Source organism: Microcoleus sp. CAWBG58, assembly GCF_020883045.1.
Lineage (GTDB): Bacteria > Cyanobacteriota > Cyanobacteriia > Cyanobacteriales > Microcoleaceae > Microcoleus.
Genome location: NZ_JAHRFA010000047.1, coordinates 19,517 through 38,515, shown reverse-complemented (window position 1 = coordinate 38,515; position 18,999 = coordinate 19,517). Strand labels below are relative to the sequence as shown.

Annotated in this window: 20 protein-coding genes and 1 other RNA gene; 16 read left to right on the top strand and 5 right to left on the bottom strand. The window is 43.5% G+C overall.

Annotation, left to right across the window (positions count from 1 at the left end):
* Positions 1–6: 6 nt before the first annotated feature.
* Positions 7–1,254, bottom strand: a complete 1,248-nt coding sequence (locus QZ918_RS20385) for an RNA-guided endonuclease InsQ/TnpB family protein (RefSeq protein ID WP_293150144.1) — start codon at positions 1,252–1,254, stop codon at positions 7–9.
* 90 nt (positions 1,255–1,344) lie between these two features.
* On the opposite strand from QZ918_RS20385, the gene QZ918_RS20380 reads away from it, so the two are divergent.
* A complete protein-coding gene (locus QZ918_RS20380; RefSeq protein WP_293150142.1) occupies positions 1,345–2,031 on the top strand; it encodes a ComF family protein in 687 nt (228 codons plus the stop codon).
* A 278-nt stretch (positions 2,032–2,309) separates the two neighbouring features.
* On the opposite strand, the gene QZ918_RS20375 is transcribed toward QZ918_RS20380, so the two are convergent.
* Positions 2,310–2,963 carry a 2'-5' RNA ligase family protein gene (locus tag QZ918_RS20375; protein ID WP_527250418.1) on the bottom strand — a complete coding sequence of 218 codons (654 nt, stop codon included), beginning with the start codon at positions 2,961–2,963 and terminating at the stop codon, positions 2,310–2,312.
* 29 nt (positions 2,964–2,992) lie between these two features.
* On the opposite strand from QZ918_RS20375, the gene QZ918_RS20370 reads away from it, so the two are divergent.
* The 12 genes from QZ918_RS20370 to QZ918_RS20315 all read left to right on the top strand — a co-directional run bounded on the left by QZ918_RS20370 (position 2,993) and on the right by QZ918_RS20315 (position 12,012).
* The gene (locus QZ918_RS20370) at positions 2,993–3,259 is read left to right on the top strand and encodes a YciI family protein (protein ID WP_293150140.1); all 267 of its coding nucleotides are present in this window, start codon (positions 2,993–2,995) and stop codon (positions 3,257–3,259) included.
* Between the two features lie 23 nt (positions 3,260–3,282).
* An RNA gene (ffs, locus tag QZ918_RS20365) (signal recognition particle sRNA small type) lies at positions 3,283–3,379 on the top strand.
* Positions 3,380–3,402: 23 nt separating this feature from the next.
* Positions 3,403–3,786, top strand: coding sequence for a phasin family protein (locus tag QZ918_RS20360; RefSeq protein ID WP_293150138.1), 384 nt, complete (start codon positions 3,403–3,405; stop codon positions 3,784–3,786).
* Between the two features lie 331 nt (positions 3,787–4,117).
* Positions 4,118–4,561: a hypothetical protein gene (locus tag QZ918_RS20355; RefSeq protein ID WP_293150196.1), complete on the top strand. Its 444-nt coding sequence runs from the start codon at positions 4,118–4,120 to the stop codon at positions 4,559–4,561.
* 24 nt (positions 4,562–4,585) lie between these two features.
* Complete coding sequence (locus QZ918_RS20350; protein ID WP_293150136.1) at positions 4,586–5,155, top strand: Uma2 family endonuclease; 570 nt, start codon at positions 4,586–4,588, stop codon at positions 5,153–5,155.
* A 95-nt stretch (positions 5,156–5,250) separates the two neighbouring features.
* On the top strand, positions 5,251–6,621 hold the full coding sequence (locus QZ918_RS20345; RefSeq protein WP_293337950.1) for a DNA phosphorothioation system restriction enzyme: 1,371 nt from the start codon (positions 5,251–5,253) through the stop codon (positions 6,619–6,621).
* Positions 6,622–7,125: 504 nt separating this feature from the next.
* Positions 7,126–7,389 (top strand): hypothetical protein, encoded by a 264-nt coding sequence (locus QZ918_RS20340; RefSeq protein ID WP_293337949.1) that lies wholly within the window; start codon positions 7,126–7,128, stop codon positions 7,387–7,389.
* Complete coding sequence (locus QZ918_RS20335) at positions 7,386–9,452, top strand: AAA family ATPase (RefSeq protein ID WP_293337948.1); 2,067 nt, start codon at positions 7,386–7,388, stop codon at positions 9,450–9,452. The genes QZ918_RS20340 and QZ918_RS20335 overlap by 4 nt, the downstream gene beginning before the upstream one ends.
* The gene (locus QZ918_RS20330; protein WP_293337947.1) at positions 9,442–10,098 is read left to right on the top strand and encodes a Uma2 family endonuclease; all 657 of its coding nucleotides are present in this window, start codon (positions 9,442–9,444) and stop codon (positions 10,096–10,098) included. Before QZ918_RS20335 ends, QZ918_RS20330 begins: the two co-directional genes overlap by 11 nt.
* 12 nt (positions 10,099–10,110) lie before the next feature.
* Positions 10,111–10,431: a nucleoside triphosphate pyrophosphohydrolase gene (locus QZ918_RS20325; protein ID WP_293337946.1), complete on the top strand. Its 321-nt coding sequence runs from the start codon at positions 10,111–10,113 to the stop codon at positions 10,429–10,431.
* Between the two features lie 80 nt (positions 10,432–10,511).
* Positions 10,512–10,982, top strand: a complete 471-nt coding sequence (locus QZ918_RS20320) for a DNA phosphorothioation-associated protein 4 (RefSeq protein WP_293150124.1) — start codon at positions 10,512–10,514, stop codon at positions 10,980–10,982.
* A 13-nt stretch (positions 10,983–10,995) separates the two neighbouring features.
* Positions 10,996–12,012: an endonuclease/exonuclease/phosphatase family protein gene (locus QZ918_RS20315; RefSeq protein ID WP_293150122.1), complete on the top strand. Its 1,017-nt coding sequence runs from the start codon at positions 10,996–10,998 to the stop codon at positions 12,010–12,012.
* 56 nt (positions 12,013–12,068) lie between these two features.
* Here the strand turns inward: QZ918_RS20315 and QZ918_RS20310 are convergent, their stop codons facing one another.
* Entirely contained in the window at positions 12,069–13,661 is a 1,593-nt protein-coding gene (locus QZ918_RS20310) for a DGQHR domain-containing protein (protein ID WP_293337945.1), read from the bottom strand.
* Between the two features lie 193 nt (positions 13,662–13,854).
* On the opposite strand from QZ918_RS20310, the gene dndB reads away from it, so the two are divergent.
* Positions 13,855–14,976: a DNA sulfur modification protein DndB gene (gene dndB / locus QZ918_RS20305; RefSeq protein ID WP_293337944.1), complete on the top strand. Its 1,122-nt coding sequence runs from the start codon at positions 13,855–13,857 to the stop codon at positions 14,974–14,976.
* 25 nt (positions 14,977–15,001) lie between these two features.
* Here dndB and QZ918_RS20300 read toward each other — a convergent pair whose 3' ends face one another.
* Positions 15,002–16,177, bottom strand: a complete 1,176-nt coding sequence (locus QZ918_RS20300) for a DNA sulfur modification protein DndB (protein WP_293337943.1) — start codon at positions 16,175–16,177, stop codon at positions 15,002–15,004.
* Between the two features lie 172 nt (positions 16,178–16,349).
* On the opposite strand from QZ918_RS20300, the gene dndC reads away from it, so the two are divergent.
* Positions 16,350–18,026: a DNA phosphorothioation system sulfurtransferase DndC gene (gene dndC / locus QZ918_RS20295; protein ID WP_293337970.1), complete on the top strand. Its 1,677-nt coding sequence runs from the start codon at positions 16,350–16,352 to the stop codon at positions 18,024–18,026.
* Positions 18,027–18,159: 133 nt separating this feature from the next.
* Positions 18,160–18,723, top strand: a complete 564-nt coding sequence (locus tag QZ918_RS20290; protein ID WP_293337942.1) for a GxxExxY protein — start codon at positions 18,160–18,162, stop codon at positions 18,721–18,723.
* 78 nt (positions 18,724–18,801) lie between these two features.
* On the opposite strand, the gene QZ918_RS20285 is transcribed toward QZ918_RS20290, so the two are convergent.
* The gene (locus tag QZ918_RS20285; RefSeq protein WP_293337941.1) at positions 18,802–18,975 is read right to left on the bottom strand and encodes a hypothetical protein; all 174 of its coding nucleotides are present in this window, start codon (positions 18,973–18,975) and stop codon (positions 18,802–18,804) included.
* Positions 18,976–18,999 lie beyond the last annotated feature (24 nt).

Below are 18,999 nucleotides of genomic sequence, written 5' to 3'. Positions count from 1 at the left end.
ACATAGTTACAGGTTTTCTAGACAAATATTACACTTGCCTCGGACAACCATTTTGTAAGGTGTGACCCTTACTGGACGTACTACTACGCCCTGTATTCCCTCGGCAAAAGCGTTGGGAAATGCTTTTTTGACAATGTTAGCGCTGCCATTCACATCCGCATTGATCAGTCTGCCATCACCAGCACGAAACAAACCTCGCTTAATTCGCTTACCTTTGTACTCTGAATGCTTGACACAAGCTTCATTATCTAAAAAAGAACACTTAGAAGTGTAACTTTCTTCAATAACCTTCACAACGATTCCTGCTAACTGCGCTTTATAAGTTAGGATTTGAATAAATCTTGCATGAGGTATTGCTACGAAGTTCTGATTGTTCCGCTTGCCGAGATTTATTCCCTGTTTCCAGTTATCATTTTTACCAATCACCAGTGTCCCGATTCGGTTAGCTGCCAGATGATTGACGATAAATCTACTAGCGTTATGCAGGTAATTATCTACTTTTACATTACGCTTGTGAGTTAATTGTTCAATTTTGATTGATGTTTGTCTCTCTTTTTTCAAGTATGACTGCAACTGTGCCTTTTTTTTGTGATAGTAGGCATTGATTGATTTGAGAGGTTTACCATTTATTATCAGCGGCCCGAACCCTTTTTGATTGGATGTAATAGTCGCTAAGTTATTCAGACCAATATCAATTCCTGCTATCCCTTCAACATCTGATGATAAGCCAGTTACAGCCTTGGATTCATAAACTACCTCCATCGAGTAATGGTAAGTTTTCGGAACAATTCTGACTTGATTTATAACCCGAACTTTAGTAGTTAGAAATATCTGGGTTTTCGAGAAATTGATTATTCCTTTTTTGAGCCATTCTTGACTGATGGCTTGAGCGGTGTAAGTCAGGACATTTCTGCCTAATGTTTTGTGTTTGTATCTGGGTATTTTGGGTCGGGCTTTGAATTTATCTGGATGGAGGTTATATTCCTTGCTAGCTGCAAAAAATGATTTCCAGCTTTCATGTAATCTCAACAATACTTGCTGAGATACTTTGGCTGGTAATGCTAGATAGTCAGTCTTTCCCTGACATATTTTCTGTATTTTATAATAATCTAGGTATTCTCCCGAGGTAATAAATTTTTGTCGAATTAGGTAGTTAGCGTAGTTGAAAAGATTCTTAGAAAGAAAGCACAAATTATCTAGCTGCTTGTATAGCCAGTGGTTTCGATCGATAATGTGCTTGGAAACGAGCTGCATTGTTTTGCCCTCATTTTTGACTATATTATAGTATACATGGCTATTAATGGCTATAAAGTCAATGAAGTTTTACAATACCACAATTTTAGGATGAACCAGCGAAAATGGACGGGATTAGTCCAATCTTTTCTCAATCTATTTCTTAAGTCTAACTGTGCTCTTTGTCAGCGACCGGCCGCCGAGGAGTTTTGCGGGTACTGCCACAAGCAACTTCAGCACTGTCAGTTAGCCGATCCGGGTCGATTTTGGGGATCGGAACAGCGTGTTTTTGTTTGGGGGGAGTACGGCGGGACTCTCAAACGGGCGATCGCAGCTTTAAAATATGAAGGAAATCCACAATTAGCGAAACCTCTTGGCGGCTGGCTGGCAGAATCTTGGCTGAGTTTTCCCGAATTAGCTATTGACAATTTAACAGTTGTACCGATTCCCATGCACAAATCAAAGGTCAAGGAACGGGGTTTCAATCAGGCGGAACTTTTGGCGGAAAGTTTTTGCGAGCTGACTGGTTTGCCTTTGCAGCGGCACGGTTTGGAGCGGGTGAAAAATACTCAGGCTTTATTCGCTCTGACAGCACAGCAGCGGCAAGCGGAAATGAAAGATGCTTTAATTTTGGGGAAAGATTTTCGGCGCCGTCTCCCGCGCGATCGAGTTTTGTTGGTTGATGATATTTACACTAGCGGTACTACTGTCAAGTCGGCAATTAAAACATTGAAAGAGTCGGGAATTGCGGTTTATGGAACTGTGGCACTTGCCAGTCCCCCTCGGCGCGATCGCTAATCTACTTTACTTTCAATTTTAAACAGGTTTGTAGTGGATGCACTTGCAACCTCAGAAACCGGGTTTCTCTGAATATTTGTCGTCACTAAATGCAAAAACTCGTAGAAACCCAGTTTCTCGCCCCGGCTTGCAACCTCAGAAACCGGGTTTCTATGAATATTTCTCGTCACTAAATGCAAAAACTCGTAGAAACCCGGTTTCTCGCCCCCGCTTGCGTAAACAAGTTTTTTTGGGAAAACGAACCGCGAAGACGCGAAGTCCGCGAAGGAAGAGAGAGTTCAGTCTGAAAGCGGAAATTGCTGGCTGATGTTCCAGCGGCTGCCGTCGTGAAGCAGTAAGGTTAACGCAGCAGCGGTAAACTCAAAGTGGAGTTCGCGCGCTGCGAATTCCAGCCAAGCCGTTTGAAAATTATCCTCAGTTAAATCGCGAAACGCTACAGTCATGTGCGGTACAAATGCGCGAGTCTGAGAAATGCGATCGACAATTCCTAAATTTGCCGCGACATAACTCATCAAATCTGTTTGAATCTCCAGCAATTGGGGCGATTTGACAACATCCGCATAAATGACGCGGGGTGCGAAAGCGGCAAAACCGGATAGCGTAACGGGAATTGGGAGCCGATTTGCAGTAAAGGCCCTGAGACTTTCCTCTAATTGCGCCACATCCGCCGCAGGCCATTCAAAGGGAGGTTGCAGTGTGATGTGGGGTGGCGAATTTAAGGCACCACGGCTGTTGTAGCGATCGGCAAAATACAGTTTAATCTCGGTAATCTGCTCTTGAATATCGTCCGGCGCCAGTAAAGCTATAAAAAATCTTTGTTTTGACAGGTGCATGGGATAGCATCGGATTAAGGAAGGAATGGCCGAGTACGGGCGATCGAGTATTTCCTCAATGCCCCGCACCAAAACACCCATTCCCAATCTACAATCCAAAATCCAAAATCTATAATCTAAAATTTAATATGCCTTGGTTTGTCAAAATTGAGAAAGGAATTGTCGAAAAGCCTGTGTTTGACCAGTACGTGCCAGCTCACAGAGCTTATGTCCGAGATTTGATTTCTAAAGGACACCGAGCGAAAACTGGCTACTGGGCGAGGCGGGGCGGCGGTATGTTGATGTTTGAGGCGGCTTCGATGGATGAGGCAAAGGCGATCGTCGCTGAAGACCCTCTGGTGAAGAACGGTTGCGTTATTTATGAAATTTATCACTGGTGTGTGGTTGAAGAATAAATAACTGTGCTATACTCATAAATGAACTGGCCCCACGCGATTCCAACGCCCAAATCTTGTCAGGACCGGAAGGTAGCAGCAACACGGGATGCTTGTAATAGGCGTGGTCTCCGGTTCACCCAGTTTTATGAGGTGTAGTTCCTATGCCTGGTTTCGGAGATATTTTACAAAAAGCAGTTTACCTTGGTGTCGGGCTAGCTTCCTACGCTGGTGAAAAAGCTGGCAGCAAGTTAACTGAATTACGCACTGAAGCCCAAAAGCTGGCAGATGAATTGGTGAAGCGCGGTGAGATGTCAACAGAAGAAGCTCGTCGCTTTGTTGATGATATGGTGCAACAAGCTCAGCAGCAGCAACCACCTGTAGAAGCTGCTGGGGACAAAAAAACCGCTGAACCTCGGCGGATTGAAATTGTTTCTGAGGAAGAAGAAGTTTCTACAAAAGAAACTAAAGAAACCGGCGGCGTAGACAAGCTCCGCGAACAGGTACAGAATTTACAAGACGAATTGCGGCGGCTCAAGCGCGATTAAGCGAAAAAAGCTCGCGCAGCAAAGCATGAAGGGAACTCAGGATAATAATCTTGAGTTCCCTTTTTGAATATCTTCTCTGTCAGATGTGGGTGGATATACCGCAATAGGTAATAGAATTGAGATTAGGTGCGATCGCTTCGCTGGAGGCAGGCTGTACTTATCTGTTAAATATTTTGCAATATAGCCTTTTTCAGTAACATGAGGTGCTCTTATGGGCATAGGGCATAGGGCATAGGGCATAGGGCATGGGGTTCCGCGGGCATAAGCCATTGGATTGGAACCTGCGTACCTCACCACGCTTGAGAACCGCTATAGTTTAGCCGTCAAATTTATGGAAGATTGGTCTAAAGATTTTTTTGAAGTCATGGAAAATGCTGTTTCTGAAGTAGAGCATTTTTTCACCGACATCGGCGAAGAGTTTGTCGAAATGCTGGACGTTTTGGTAAAAATTTCGGAAGAGTTTACTGAACAAGTACAAAATAACCTGATTGTTGAAGTTGATGGTTATTTAAATGAATTTGATGGTTATTTAAATGAATTTCTCGAACCAATAATTGAAATTTGCCGGGACTTTGAGCCGGATTTTGATGAGATAGATTCGTCGTTTGTGACTTATGTAGACCCTTCGCCGACGCAGCATCCGGTTTGTCGCGGTTGCATGAACTATCACGGTCAAGTTTACGGCGGAAATTTGTTGGTTTGTGCGATGCACCCTACTGGTGTGGAATCGGACAGTTGTCCTGATTGGGAAACTGACGGCGATGTGAATTTTTAAGAGTTTTTGAGGGTTGAATCGCTTATGCTAACGTCAATTCAGTCTCCGTCCAAGATTTCTCTGGAAGAGTTTTTGCTGATTCCAGAAACTAAGCCTGCTAGCGAGTATGTTGACGGTCAAATTTATCAAAAATCTATGCCGCAAGGAAAACACAGCACGTTGCAAACCCGTTTTGGGAATAGAATTAATCAGGTGGGAGAACCGCAAAAGTTAGCTTTTGCTTTTTCAGAATTGCGCTGCACTTTTGGAGGACGTTCTATTGTTCCAGATATAGCCGTGTTTGAGTGGTCGCGCATTCTTCTCAATGCTAATGGAGAAATAGAAAATAGGTTTAAAATTGTGCCGGATTGGACAATTGAGATTTTATTGCCGGATCAAAATCCAACTCGGGTTATTAATAATATTTTGTTTTGCTTAAATCACGGTGCTAAATTAGGTTGGTTGATTGACCCGGAAGAAAAATTAGTTCTGGTTTTTAAGCCGCAGCAGCAACCAGAGGGGAAGGAGGGTGAGGATATTTTACCTGTACTCGATGTGCTGTCTGATTTGCAACTGTCCGCGGATGACTTGTTTGGGTTGTTAAGTTTTAATTAGAAATGAGTTACAGTTGAATCAGGGAAGTTTGCATCTAACTACATTTTACAGTGAATCGATCGACCTTTAATCATTCGGAATTTGGGTTCCCGAGGATGCCGCCATCGCTGCAATTGCGACAGTATCAGCAACAGGCGGTTGATAATTGGTTTGCAAATCGGGGACGCGGTACGCTGAAGATGGCGACGGGTAGCGGCAAGACGATTACTGCGCTGGCGATCGCCACTGAATTATACAATAAAATTAACCTTCAAGTCCTGCTCGTAATTTGCCCGTACTGCCATCTGGTGAATCAGTGGGCGCGCGAATCGGAGAAATTTGGTTTAAAACCTATTTTAGCGTTTGATAACGCCCGCACTTGGCAAAAAAAGCTGGCTTCTGGTTTGTATGAAGTGCGATCTGGCGATTCCCTAGGGGATAGCTGCGCTTCACGGCTATTTCTGACAATCATCACAACTAACGCTACATTAATGTTGGATAGCTTGCGATCGCAAATCCGGTATTTCCCCGAAAAAACCCTAATTATTGGAGACGAAGTACACAACCTAGGCGCGCCCCGTTTAGGAGAAAGTTTACCCCGCAACATTGGACTCCGCCTCGCCCTTTCCGCCACTCCAGAAAGACACTTCGACGAACAGGGAACTGAAGCTATCTTAGATTATTTCGGCCCAGTTTTGCAGCCCGAACTCACCTTAGCCGACGCCATCCGCCAAAAAGCATTAGTACATTATTTATACTATCCGATTTTAGTCGAATTGACCGAATCCGAAACCCGCAAATATTCCTACTTAACTAAAAAAATTGGTTGGGCGCTGTCGGGCGAGGAAAAAATAGAACCAAATGATGCTTTAACAACCTTATTAATGCAGCGGGCTAGATTGATTGGGGCGGCGGCTAATAAATTAACAGCGTTGCGAGAACTAATGATGCACCGTCTCGACACATCCCATACATTATTTTACTGCGGCGACGGTGCGATCGAAGCAGGTGCGCGCCGCAGCAACCACCGCCAACTCACAGAAACCGCCAAATTATTAGGTTCAGAATTAGGTTATCGGATTAACACCTATACGGCGGCGACTCCCTTAGCAGAAAGAGAAAGATTGCGCCAACAATTTGAGAGTGGAGAATTGCAAGGTTTAGTCGCGATTCGCTGTTTGGATGAAGGCGTTGATATTCCAGCAATTCGCCATGCTGTAATTTTAGCAAGCAGCAGCAATCCGCGCCAGTTTGTTCAGCGCCGGGGACGAATCTTGCGGCCGCATCCAGGGAAAGAAAGGGCAACTTTATTTGATATGATAGTTTTGCCTCCAGATTTGGGTCGAGAAAGTTTAGAAGTCGAGCGTAACTTGCTGCGAAAAGAGTTAAAGCGCTTCCTGGAATTTGCCGATTTAGCTGACAATGCTGGGGAAGCTAGGGTCAAATTGGTGCAAATTCAAAAACGTTACGGATTGTTGGATATTTGACATTTATTCAGGTTCGGTTTATCTTAAAAAGATATAATTATTCGATCGCAGTTTGACCAGTTAGTTTAGTTTGGTGGCACGCACAGACCTCAGAAACCTGCTTTTTTCCTAAATTTCTCGTTTCTCGTCAAAATCGTAGAAACCGGGTTTCTTTGCAGATTTCTCGTGACACGACAGCAAAACTCGTAGAAACCCGGTTTCTCACCCCACGCGTCACTCTGAATGTTTTGATTTTGGCAACAAAACAACTAAGTTAACTTAATTAAATATCCAATAAACATGACTCAAAAGCAAGCTGCCATAAGCCTTATTCCTTCTTCCTTATTTTTACCCCCTAGCCTGGCCTTATAGCCTTCTTCCATCGGACTGAATCCGTTACATCCGTTACATCGGTTGAGCGAATCCGTTGCCCAACTTCCTTCTTCCATCGGACTGAATCCGTTACATCCGTTACATCCGTTACATCCGTTACAGAATCCGTTGCCGAACTTCCTTCTTCTACCTATGACTAAAAATCTGGTTAAAGCTTTTAGATATGGAGATAGTGCGATCGCACCCGTACCGATCGCTATTTTAGCAGAAAAGCGTTCCAGCTATCATACTGACAAAGACTTGAGCGACGTACAGCAACCAATTACCACCGCGCCGCCGGAAGTCAGACAAATTATCGAGCGCGTATTGGAACTGGAAAAAGATAAACTATATATGAGAGTTCCCCGCTATATTAGCGATGACATTTTGAAAATAATTAAGGAAGCGGTTCTATGAAATTAATGTCAATTGTTCTGTGCAATTTTCGGCAATTTTACGGCCAAACTCCCGAAATTAAGCTAGCTTGGGGCGAACAAAACATCACGGTAATTCATGGCAATAACGGCGCCGGAAAAACAGCTTTAATGAACGGATTTACTTGGGTGCTGTATGAAAAATTCAGCGCAGCTTTTGCGGTGGGAGAACAATTAGTCAATAAACGCGCCCTTGCGGAAGCCAAATCTGGCAAAAAAGTAGATTGTTGGGTAGAGATTATTTTTGAACATGACACAAGTCACTATAAAGTAAGACGTGCTTGCCGCGTTTATAAAGGTGAAAATAATGTAGAACATGGCAAGAATGAATTATTCTTGCAAATATCAAAAGATGACGGGCGCTGGATGCCGTCGGCGCAGCATCCAGACGATATTATCGGGCGGATTTTACCGGAAAGCCTGCATCAATATTTCTTTTTTGATGGAGAACGAATCGAGCAAATAGTCCGTCACGACAAGAAAGAAGAAATTGCTGAAGCTACTAAGGAATTACTCGGAGTAGAGGTATTGAGTCGATCTATCCGACATTTGGGAGAAGCAAGAAAGTCTCTCGAAAATGATTTAAAAAGCATTGGCGATTCAGAAATCAAGAAACTTTTAAAAGAAAAGCAAAAGCTTCAAGAAGAAAAAGATAAAATTTTACAAAAGCAAGTAGAAGTTGAGAAAGAATTGACCAACCAAGGTGAATTAAAAAAAGTAGTAAATGCTAGCTTGCTAGAACTCAGTGGTTCTGCTGAGTTGCAAAAATTGCGGAATGAATTAGAAATGCAGCAAACTTTGCTTAAACAACAAAATGCTACCCATTTAGATGCTATAAAAAGAGAAATTTCTGTGCGCGGTTATACGATATTTATGTCGGATGTGGCGGCTGAATTTGAAACGCTCATCGCTGATTTGCGGGAAAAAGGCGAGTTGCTTTCGGGGATTCAACGGCCATTTTTGGAACAGTTATTAGTACAGCAGCGGTGTATCTGCGGTGCCCAATTGGTGGAGGGTTCAGAAGCTTGCAAAAATGTCACGGGTTGGATGAATAAAGCCGGTGCTGGGGATGTGGAAGAAACTACGATCCGAATTAGCGATCGCATCAATGAGATCGATCGCCAAATAGCTGATTTTTGGGACGAAATCGATCGCCAACAAAGCAATATCAGTCGCGGTAGATCCGAACTTTCTCGCGTGGAAAGCCAGTTAGACGACATTCACACCAAGCTAAAAAACTTCCCTAACGGCGATGTCAGCCGCTTGCAAAAGCGCTTGGATGAGATTGAGGCAAAAATTGGCGATTTGCACCGAGAAACAGGCTCTAACCAGCAGCAGATTGAGAGTTTGACTGCCCAGATAGTGGCTTTCGACAAGCAAATCGACAAGCAGCAACTGAATGAGGAAAAGCAAGTATTGGCCCAGCGCCGGATTGCTGCGTCTCAGGATGCGATCGATCGCCTGACAGAAGTGCGATCGCGTTTAGAAAAACAGTTTTGTTCTCATTTAGAAAAGCGAGTGCAAGATATTTTCAGTCAAATTTCTTTTACTCCTTACATCCCCAAATTGAGCGATAAATACGAACTAACCCTAGTAGAAAACACCTCAGGACAAGAATCTCTAGTCGCCGCTTCGACGGGAGAAAATCAAATCCTCAGTTTGTCATTTATCGGCGGGATTATTGAGGGCGTGCGCGAGTGGAGTCAAAAAAATACTTTGATGGGCCCGGATAGCAGTACCTTTCCCATTGTCATGGATTCTCCGTTTGGCAGTTTGGACGAGATTTATCGCAAACAAATTGCGAACAAACTGCCAAAGTTAGCGAATCAACTCATAGTTTTGGTAACGAAAACTCAGTGGCGCGGAGAAGTAGCCCAAGAGATGGAAAATGCGATCGGTAAGGAATACGTACTGGAGTACAATTCTCCTAAAGCTGATTGTCAAGAAGATTCGATCTACCTGGGGGGGACGCGCTATGCTTTAGTTAAGCGCAGTCCCGACGAATTTGAATATACAAAAATTGTAGAGGTAGATTATGGCTTCTAGTTCGGCAATTACACAGGTTTTGGAAACGGATATTTGGACAAAAGCAACTTGGGAAGAGTTTCTGGCGTTTGCTGATGACTCAACGTGGGAAAAAGGCAAATTTTATTATTACGAACAATACGTGAGGGTAGAAATATCACCAGTCGGGCCATTGCACGGGCGTCACAATTCAATTATCCCGTATGTAGTTATTCTGTTTGCTGCATTTAGAAATATCCGAGTAGTTCAATTTGCTAATGCCAGTTTCCGCAAAACAGGTATTCGTGAGTTTCAACCCAATCTAGCTTACTACATCGGTTCCGATTTGAGGGTTCCTCCTAATGACAGCAATTCACCTGTTAATTTGAATGAATACGATCCGCCTAATTTGGTAATAGAAATTGGCGCATCTTCTTTTAGTGATGATTTGGGTAACAAGCGGTTGCTTTATGAAGACGCAGGAATTAGCGAATATTGGGTTGAACGTGCAAACACGCGGGAGGTTTTTGCCTTTGCAATTAATGGCGGAAGTAGTGGCAGAATTCAACAGTCGCGGGTTTTACCTGGGCTAGAAATCGCGTTAGTTGAGGAAGCCTTAAATCGCAGTCAAACTCAAGATGATGGAGAAATCAATCGCTGGTTGATTCAAAATTTTAGTCAAAGTTAAAGGAAGCCTGAGATGGAAAAAGAGTACAATAAGTTGGTGCGCGATCGCATTCCTGAAATTATTCGACAAAGCGGCAACGAATGCGAAACTGCTGTTTTGTCAGATGAAGAATACCGTCAAGCTTTGCGGCAAAAATTAATTGAAGAAGCGACAGAAGTCGCCGAGGCTGACGGGGAGAATTTGATAGAGGAATTGGCTGATTTGTATGAGGTGATAGATGCGCTGATGGCGAGTTATGGTATTTCGGAAAATTGCATTTTAAACGCGCAAGCCAAGCGCCGGGAAAACAGAGGTGGTTTTGCACAAAAAATCATGCTATTGCGGACATTGTAAACAGTTGACAGTTGACAGTTGACAGTTGACAATTGACAGTTGACAATTGACAGTTGACAGTTACCAATTCCAATTACCAAATGGCTGCCAACAGAATTAGAATTGCTAAAGACAAAGCCGATTTAGTTAAATCCTTAACTTTATCCGACAACAAAACCGGGCCTTTCCAGACATACGCCGATGTCATCGCCTTCGCCGCCTCCTTAGGAAATAAGCGGAAAAAACGATCGCCCTTAGGGGAAATTTCCAAACGCGAACCCGGTTCAATCGATGTTGATATTTTTGTATCGAGGGGCTACGATATGGCAATCAAGCTAATTGCGATCGGCGAAACCAAAAATCCGCAAATTCTCTCCCATCTCGACGAAAAATCAGAGGCAGAACGCTTGCAAATTTTTGAAGAATATGCTAACGGTGGCTTGGAAATTTTGCGAGAAGAATTTCGGGGTGCCGCCGATTATACCGATCGCCTTTTGTTGTTCTTAATTTCTGAAAGGGACAATAAACATCGGTCAAATGAAGAATTCGATTTAAGCAAGTTCTTATTCTGAATTAACTATAATTATGATTCATAGATACTTCAAACAAGCTGTAATTTTTTTCGCTTACAGCTACTCAGCCTTCATTATCGGCTACTTCATTCTCAGACTAATCTTTTGGGATCGGCTGTGGATTGTTGCTTTTATTGGCACTTTCAGTCCCTTAATTTTATTGCCAATTTTATTTTTACCCATACTAGCATTTTCAATTATCAAAAACCGCTGGTTCTCTATTATTTCATCAATTGCCTGCATTCTACTCCTAAGCTGGCTGCATCTCAAATACTTTTCCCCCGAATCAACAACAAGCATCGCCAATTCCCATCCCAGCCTCAAAATATTATCGCATAACGTCGGTTGGTATACAACTAAGTCGCCAACTCTAGTTAAACTAATCGAGCGAGAACAACCGGATATTGTATTTTTACAAGAAACTGTTCGCCCGCATAGGAAAAGAGTTTTTAATGTGTTAAAAACAAACTATCCCTATCAAGTAGACACTCCGCCTGTAGGAATTCTCAGTAAGTATCCGATTTCATCCAGCGAAATATTGCACTTAGCCGATCATCCAGAAACGCAGCAGCGGGCAATTGTTAATTTCAAGCAGCAAGAGATAGTCATTTACAATATGCAAGCAACCGGCCCGTGGGTTAAAATCTATAAAATATGGCCTTTTCTAAAAATTCCTGTTTACAAATACAAACAACGCTTTCCCGAAATTCAAGATTTAGTAGAGCGAATTCAGCAAGAAACTTTGCCAGTAATTGTCGCGGGCGATTTTAACATGACAGACGAATCTCAAGACTACTACAGCGTGCAGAAAGTTTTGCAAGATGCTTTCCTAAAATCTGGGTTTGGGTTTGGTTTTACCTGGCCTCGCGGTTTCTTTGCGAAAAGAATTAACTTGCACTTAACTTATCCGGTTTGCCGCATTGATTATATTTGGCATTCAAAGCATTGGGGTGCTAAATCGAGTTCTGTTTTAGAAGCAACAGAATCCGATCATTTACCCGTAGCAGCGGAACTAATTTTGTTACAATGAATTAGTATGCAGAACTTTGGCGTGGTATTGACACCTGAACTACCGATTATCATAATTTAGCTCAGCACGGGCGGCAATCCCACCTCTTTTGGATGCACAAACCTGCTATTAAAACTAACAGCTTTATCCTCAAAAGTCCTCGCTTGGGCCACCGCTTGCCGCAAATGAGCCCGATCCATATCGTCCTCAATTCCCGCAACCAAATATACAATTAACTTCGTGGCTAAATCCCTTCCAGAAACTAGCATTCGCTTTTTATTCGGATCGTACAAAATCCCGTACCACGCAGACTCAGGATTCTCCATGTAGCTAAATCCTTCATCCACATCATACCTGCGGAGTTTGTCGAAAACAGATGTCAGCGACAATTTCTTTCTAAATACTAGAATTCCCAAAGCATTAGCTAAAGCAATTTGACCGACTGGACGAAACAAAATATTGCCCTCGCCACCAGGCTTCTCAAAACTAAATCGGCGCAATTCTGCTGTTTCTTCGCTGCTTTCAATTCTTTGATAGCTGGGCAAAGTTGCTAAATGATCGAACAATTTATGAAACTCTTCTATTCCCTCTTTCAGTTCTTCATCTTCCGGACGCATGGGAATTAAACCTTTTCTTTCCGGCTTCCAATGGGGGAATTTATGTTCTAAATACCGCCCGGCCATATCTTGCAGCGCTTGCAATGTGGTTAACACAGTTGATTTGGCTGCGACTGTCGCACTATCCCAATTAACGCGGGGGTTTCTATCATCTTGTTCTTTTAATAAGGGATGGGTGACGGCAATTTTGCGGGCGCAGATGGCAAATCCATTATCTTCGTTCAATAATGCTAGCTGTCCCTGACTCAGAGTTACCGCCATCAGGTTAACGTGCACAAAGATCGATCGCACTCGCCGCTGTGCTTGCTGTCGGGTTTCCCCCGCCACAGCCGCCGGGATAAACTCAATTCCGATTTTTTCGTGAGCTAATTTATACACTGTTTCGGGGTCAATTTGATACTCTTGGGCTAAATCTTCGAGAGTAATTGCATCGCCGACAGGTTTTTTGTTTTTGTTGTATCTTTGCAGAATTCCGGTTTTAATTAAACTCATTAAACCTTGAACTCCCATCAGCCGGTGCTGACCGTCTAAGGCAAAAATCGAGACTTTTTGAGAGACATCCAACAGCCCTAAATTCCCATTTTTATCAAAGGATGTAAATTCAGCCGCGGATTTAGTCGCGACGCCGTTTTCATCCCATTCTTGGGCGTGAGGATTGTCTACCCACGGGGGACTGACAACTACTAAAACTGCGGGGAATTTGTGGGATTTTCTGGCTGCTAAATATTGAGTGAGGGCTGCTTGGCGCGACCAATCTAAGGGGCGCTGGATAATTTCGTCAATGGTTTCGTCGTCGCGGACGATGTTGTTGGTTTGGAGGTCAAATTTTTGCCGAAAAAGTGGCATTTGCGAGGCGAAACGGACGCGGGAGTCTAACCATTCTAGGGTGACTGAACCGATGTAAGCTTCGCTGCTTCCCATCTGGGTTTTTTGTACAAAAATGCGATCGTCCTTTCCTAAATAATTATCTAATAACAGTGCGATTTGTTGTCTTTCGCGATTTTCTTTTTCCAAAAATTGGTTAGCGAGGTCATCCGCTGGCTTGGTAGTCATTGGTAGTTTTTATATTATTTGGGTATTTTTTCAAAAATATCATGAGTTAAATTTTATGTCAACAGTTGTTTTTTAAAAATATTTGTGAAATACTTAACTTATCTTGCGATAGCCCGGACACATACCACAAGCCAGACAAAAAGTCAATAAATGTTAATTCCCATTCCCGATGCCCAATTCCCAATTCTAAATTATGTCTACTCCTTCTTTTGAATACATTTTGCCGGTAATTCGGGGCATTCAAGCGGGCCGTGAATATTACGTGTCGATGTGTCCTGTGCGTTTTTTACCGAAATTGTTCCCCTTTGAATCAGAAGATTTGCCACCGGAAATGCGGGCAAAACGCACGCTGAATCAAACTCGGATTCCTGAAATTGCTGATTATTTTGTCAAAAATTCTGGGAATTATACTTGTGGGGCGATCGCTGCTTCAATCGATGCGGATATTACTTTTGAAGCGGTGGGAAACGAAGCCGAAGAACGAAAAATCGGTCGTTTGCGAGTGCCGATGGATGCTAAGTTTACTATTAATGACGGACAGCACCGGCGCGCGGCTTTTGAGATGGCTTTGAGGGAAAATCCGCAGTTGGGATACGAGACGGTGGCGCTGATTTTGTTTCTTGATATTGGGTTGGAAAAATCGCAGCAAAAGTTTGCCGATTTGAACAATTTTCAAGTTCCTTTGGAGTCGTCGCTAAGTGTACTTTACAACCACCGGGGCGATCGGGCTTTGGTTGTAAAAGCGGTTGTTAAGCAAGTTGAGGTGTTCCGCTGTTTGACGGAGATGGAGAAGGGGAGTTTGAATGGGCGATCGCCCAAATTGTTTGCGCTAAGTGCGATCGACCGTGCTATCATGGCTTTGCTGCGTCATATTGAGGCAAACAAACACGCGAAACCCTCTCGTTACCGCGCCACAAAACAGGAAAAAGAGGAAGAACTCGCTCAAAAAATAGAACTGGCGGTTAGTTATTGGAATGCGGTTTGCAGTTTTATTCCAGATTGGCAATTAGTGCTGCACAAGCAAGTGGCGGCGGGGGAAATGCGCCGGAATTGCGTGCACTGTCACAGTGTTGTGCTGGAGAGTTTGGGCGAAGTTGGGGCGAGTTTGCTGTCGGTTTTTCCCGATCGGTGGGAGGAACGTTTAACTGCTTTGCGCGAGGTTGATTGGTCGTTTTCTAATCCTGATTGGGAGGGCGGGATTTTGCTGAAAGGGGGGATTTCGCGATCGAGGGCGAGTGTTAGTTGGATGACTGATTATTTGAGAAAGCGCCTGGGTTTGGAAACCGCAGATGGATCGCGGGCGGGGCGATCGTAGATTCAGCACAGGCGGATAATATGGCTTAAATCCATTCTAGATGGGCTTTTACTTTGTTGACTGCCATTTTTACAGCATTAACACTAGCTGTTATTCTATAGTTACGGACAAGATTATTTGGCTTATTGTCCGACAAAACCACATTTCCCTCCCAAAGATGGCTTTTTCTTGACCAATCAAGCTGAGCAAGTTCTGATACTCGTTCTGGATCGAAGCAATAGCTATCAGCATCATAAGTGCAGTAGAGTAACTTTCCTAATATTTCTATTCCCACACTTCTGCCCAGTAAACAATTTTCTTTAAAGTCATCAATTTCATCAACTGTCAAATCATCAGATTCTGTCTCATAAATGTATTGAGTTAGACTGCATTCAGTAAATAATTGATTGAGGCAACTAATTATAGCTGCCGAGCATTCTGATAGATCGTAATCTTTCAGCTCGTTATTGGGATCGTTAGCAAAAGCGCAACTGACAGCCTTGGCTACATAATTCATTGTATATATTCGCTTTTCTTTAGAGGATGGAGAACCTTTAACTTTCTCTGTTTTGCCCTTAAAAATTAGCACTTGTTCAATTAACTGTTTGGAAATACCTATTCTACCTTCCATTTCGCCAAAGGACAAGAGTAACGATTTATCCAGCGCTTTTGTTTGCGCCATATCTCTAAAGTCTCTTTGACACTGATTAAAGTTGCCTTCTAAAACAAGCGTAATTGGGAAATCATTATCTCCTATTAACTCGCCGTTAGCACTCTCAATCAATTCGTGAATCGCTCGCTTGCGGTGCTGTCCATCGGTAATATCTAACTTAACACCACGAGGGATAACTACTAAGCAAATTCCCCGACTTAGTTCGATAATTTCAATCTTTTCTGGATCGACATTTGCAGTGAGTGTACCCACAATCCAGGGTTGGTCTTTTTTAACGCGCTTGAGAATGTACTCCTTGACTTCCTCAGCATGGCCCTTAATCTCTGGACGATTTTTGCCAGACTCAGGCTCGTTATTTGTAGAAGGTTTTGCTTGAAGGAGAGTAGGCAAATCATCAGCAGGCACGTTGAATTGTACCATTTTTCGCTTTCCATGCTGAAAGATTAAGCCCGGATAGCACTTCTGACGGTGGTATCTGGCGAAGTACGGCTCAAGGAATTCATCTAGTCGCGGGTTGAGTTCTGGCTGATTCGAGCTGTCATTAGCCATAGCTTGTAAATTAATTTAAAGGTTAATATTTAATTGTAAATCATCACGGGTTATAGTAGTCAAGCAGACTATTATGCTCAAAGCTCAACGATCGAGGGCAAACAATTATGTTGCGTCACCGGGTGGAATTCACAGCACAACTGTTGCTCCTTGGCAAGGGGAGATTAGTAAAATGACACAAGCTCAACAGATTCAACTATTCCCACCGCGCAGCGTTAAGCAGTTAGTGGATGATGTAGAAAAGTTAACTCAAGAAATTCAGGATTTGTATTGTAGCGATGAAATTCCCTGGGTTTTAGGCGTATCTTTTGGAAAAGATTCGAGCGCAGTATTGCAGTTAATATGGAATGCGATCGCAGCACTGCCACTAGAAAAACGCACAAAAACAATTCATTTAATTTCAACAGATACGCTGGTAGAAAATCCGATTATTTCTACCTGGGTTCGCAATTGCATTAAACAGGTCAAGCTAGCAGCTAACCAGCAAAAAATGCCTGTAGAACCCCATCTGCTTCATCCTTCCGTTCAAGAAACATTCTGGGTATGCTTAATTGGCAAAGGCTATCCAGCACCTCGAAATGGATTTCGGTGGTGTACCGATCGCATGAAAATTCAACCTGTTAACGATTTTATACGTGAAATGGTGAGATCTCACGGTGAAACTATTGTTGTCTTAGGTACTCGCAAGGCTGAAAGCAGCAAACGCGCTGCAACAATGAAAAAGCATGAAGCAGGTAGAGTGCGCGATCGTTTGAGTCCTAATTCTCGTCTGATTAACTCTCTAATTTATACGCCTGTGGAAGACTGGCGGGATGATGAAGTTTGGCTTTATCTAATGCAGTATCCTAACCCTTGGGGAGGGGATAATAAAGATTTGTTTACTATGTATCGCGGTGCGACAGCAGATAACGAATGCCCTCTAGTCGTTGATACTTCCACCCCTAGTTGCGGAGATTCTCGCTTTGGCTGCTGGGTTTGTACAATGGTAGACCAAGATAAGTCTATGCAGGCAATGATCCAAAATGATGAAGAGAAAGAATGGATGCAGCCTCTCCTTGATATTCGCAACGAATTAGACATTAAAGACGATCGCCCAAAAAGAGACTTCCGTCGCATCTACGGTAGAGTAGAACTGTTTGAACGCAACATGGGCGACGACACAACCTCCGTCGAACCCATTCCAGGGCCCTACACCAAATTCTGGCGAGAACACTGGCTGAGACGAGTCTTGGAAGCACAAACCCACATCCGCAAAACCGCCCCCTTAGAAATGCGCGACATCACCTTAATTACCCCGGAAGAACTTAGCGAAATCCGCCGCATTTGGCTGGAACAAAAGCACGAATTTGATGACAGTTTGCCCCGTATTTATCAAGAAGTCACGGGGGAACCCTTTGAAGATTCCCGCCCCGCCGCCGAAAGAAAACTCCTCGGTAGCGATGAATGGAATGTCCTCGAAGAAATGTGCGAGGACAAAATGCACTTGGAATTGATGGCAAAACTCCTCGATACCGAACGCCAATACTATACAAAACCTCGCCGTACTGGTGTTTATGCTGATTTGGAGAAATGTTTTGAAACCAGTTCGCGATCGCAGGAAGAAGCCATTAGCAACGCCCACTATCAACGGAATCTCAAAAAAGCCGTCGCAGATGTCAAGGCAAATCCGGCATTGAATATTCAGCAAGTCAAAAATGCGATCGCCCAAACTAACACTTCCGCAAAATCCGATACCGTCGATATTGCCAAACTCAAACAAGAACTTGAAAGCACTAGCAATCAAGCGAAGCAGCTATCCTGGGCTGACATCAAATTTTCAACTCCCGAGGTAGGAGAGGAAACAACATAGCGATTAAAGCAACCTTATGCGGTGATACCCCAAACTTGTTGACAGCCACTCCGTGCGATCGCATACAATAGGTTGTCAACTAACCGCAGCATTAACAAACCACCATCGTTTAAATTACACAATTTTTACGACCATGCTTGACCCTAATATTCCCCATCAGGATCTTACCTACAACATCATCGGCTGTGCAATGAGAGTACACCGGAGGACGCAAAAAGGTTTAAGGGAAAAACATTACCAAAGAGCTTTTGATGTAGAAATGCTTGAATCCCGTATTACAACAGAAATGGAGTATCCCAGACAAATCTATGACGGTCAAGTTTGGATGGGAATCCTCTATCTAGACCATTGGGTAAATCAATGTATTGTAGTAGAGGATAAGGCTGTGAATTATCCAATGACCGATAAAGATAAAGCTCAAATCATAGCTTACTTAGCAGCTACAGGAGCGAAAGTAGGTTTATTTATCAACTTTGGGCGCAGCAAATTAGAATATCACCGCATCCTCCCACCAAAAACTGTACAAGGTTGGCAGAAACACATTCAACCATACTTGTGGAAGCCGAAAACAAGTGGCAGAGGTTGGACGAGAGGAAGTTCAGAAACCTATGAAGAAACAGATGCCGAACTCCCCTTACCTCCCAGCATTCAGCCCCAGAAACAAGAGGAAGATTCCACCGATGTAATCGATTGGTAGCAAAGGGGCAGAAGGTTCGGCAGCGGATTATGTAACGGATGTAACGGATGTAACGGATGTAACGGATGTAACGGATGATTAGTTACCAAATCCCTTGGTAATAATACTTTCGCCACCAACCAACCACCCATCCGTTACATCCGCGACAAAATCCGCTGCCGAACCGCCCTCCACCAACCACCCATCCGTTACATCCGCGACAAAATCCGCTGCCGAACCGCCCCCCACCAACCAACTATCTGTACCCTCCAAATTCTGCCCCCCACCAACAACATC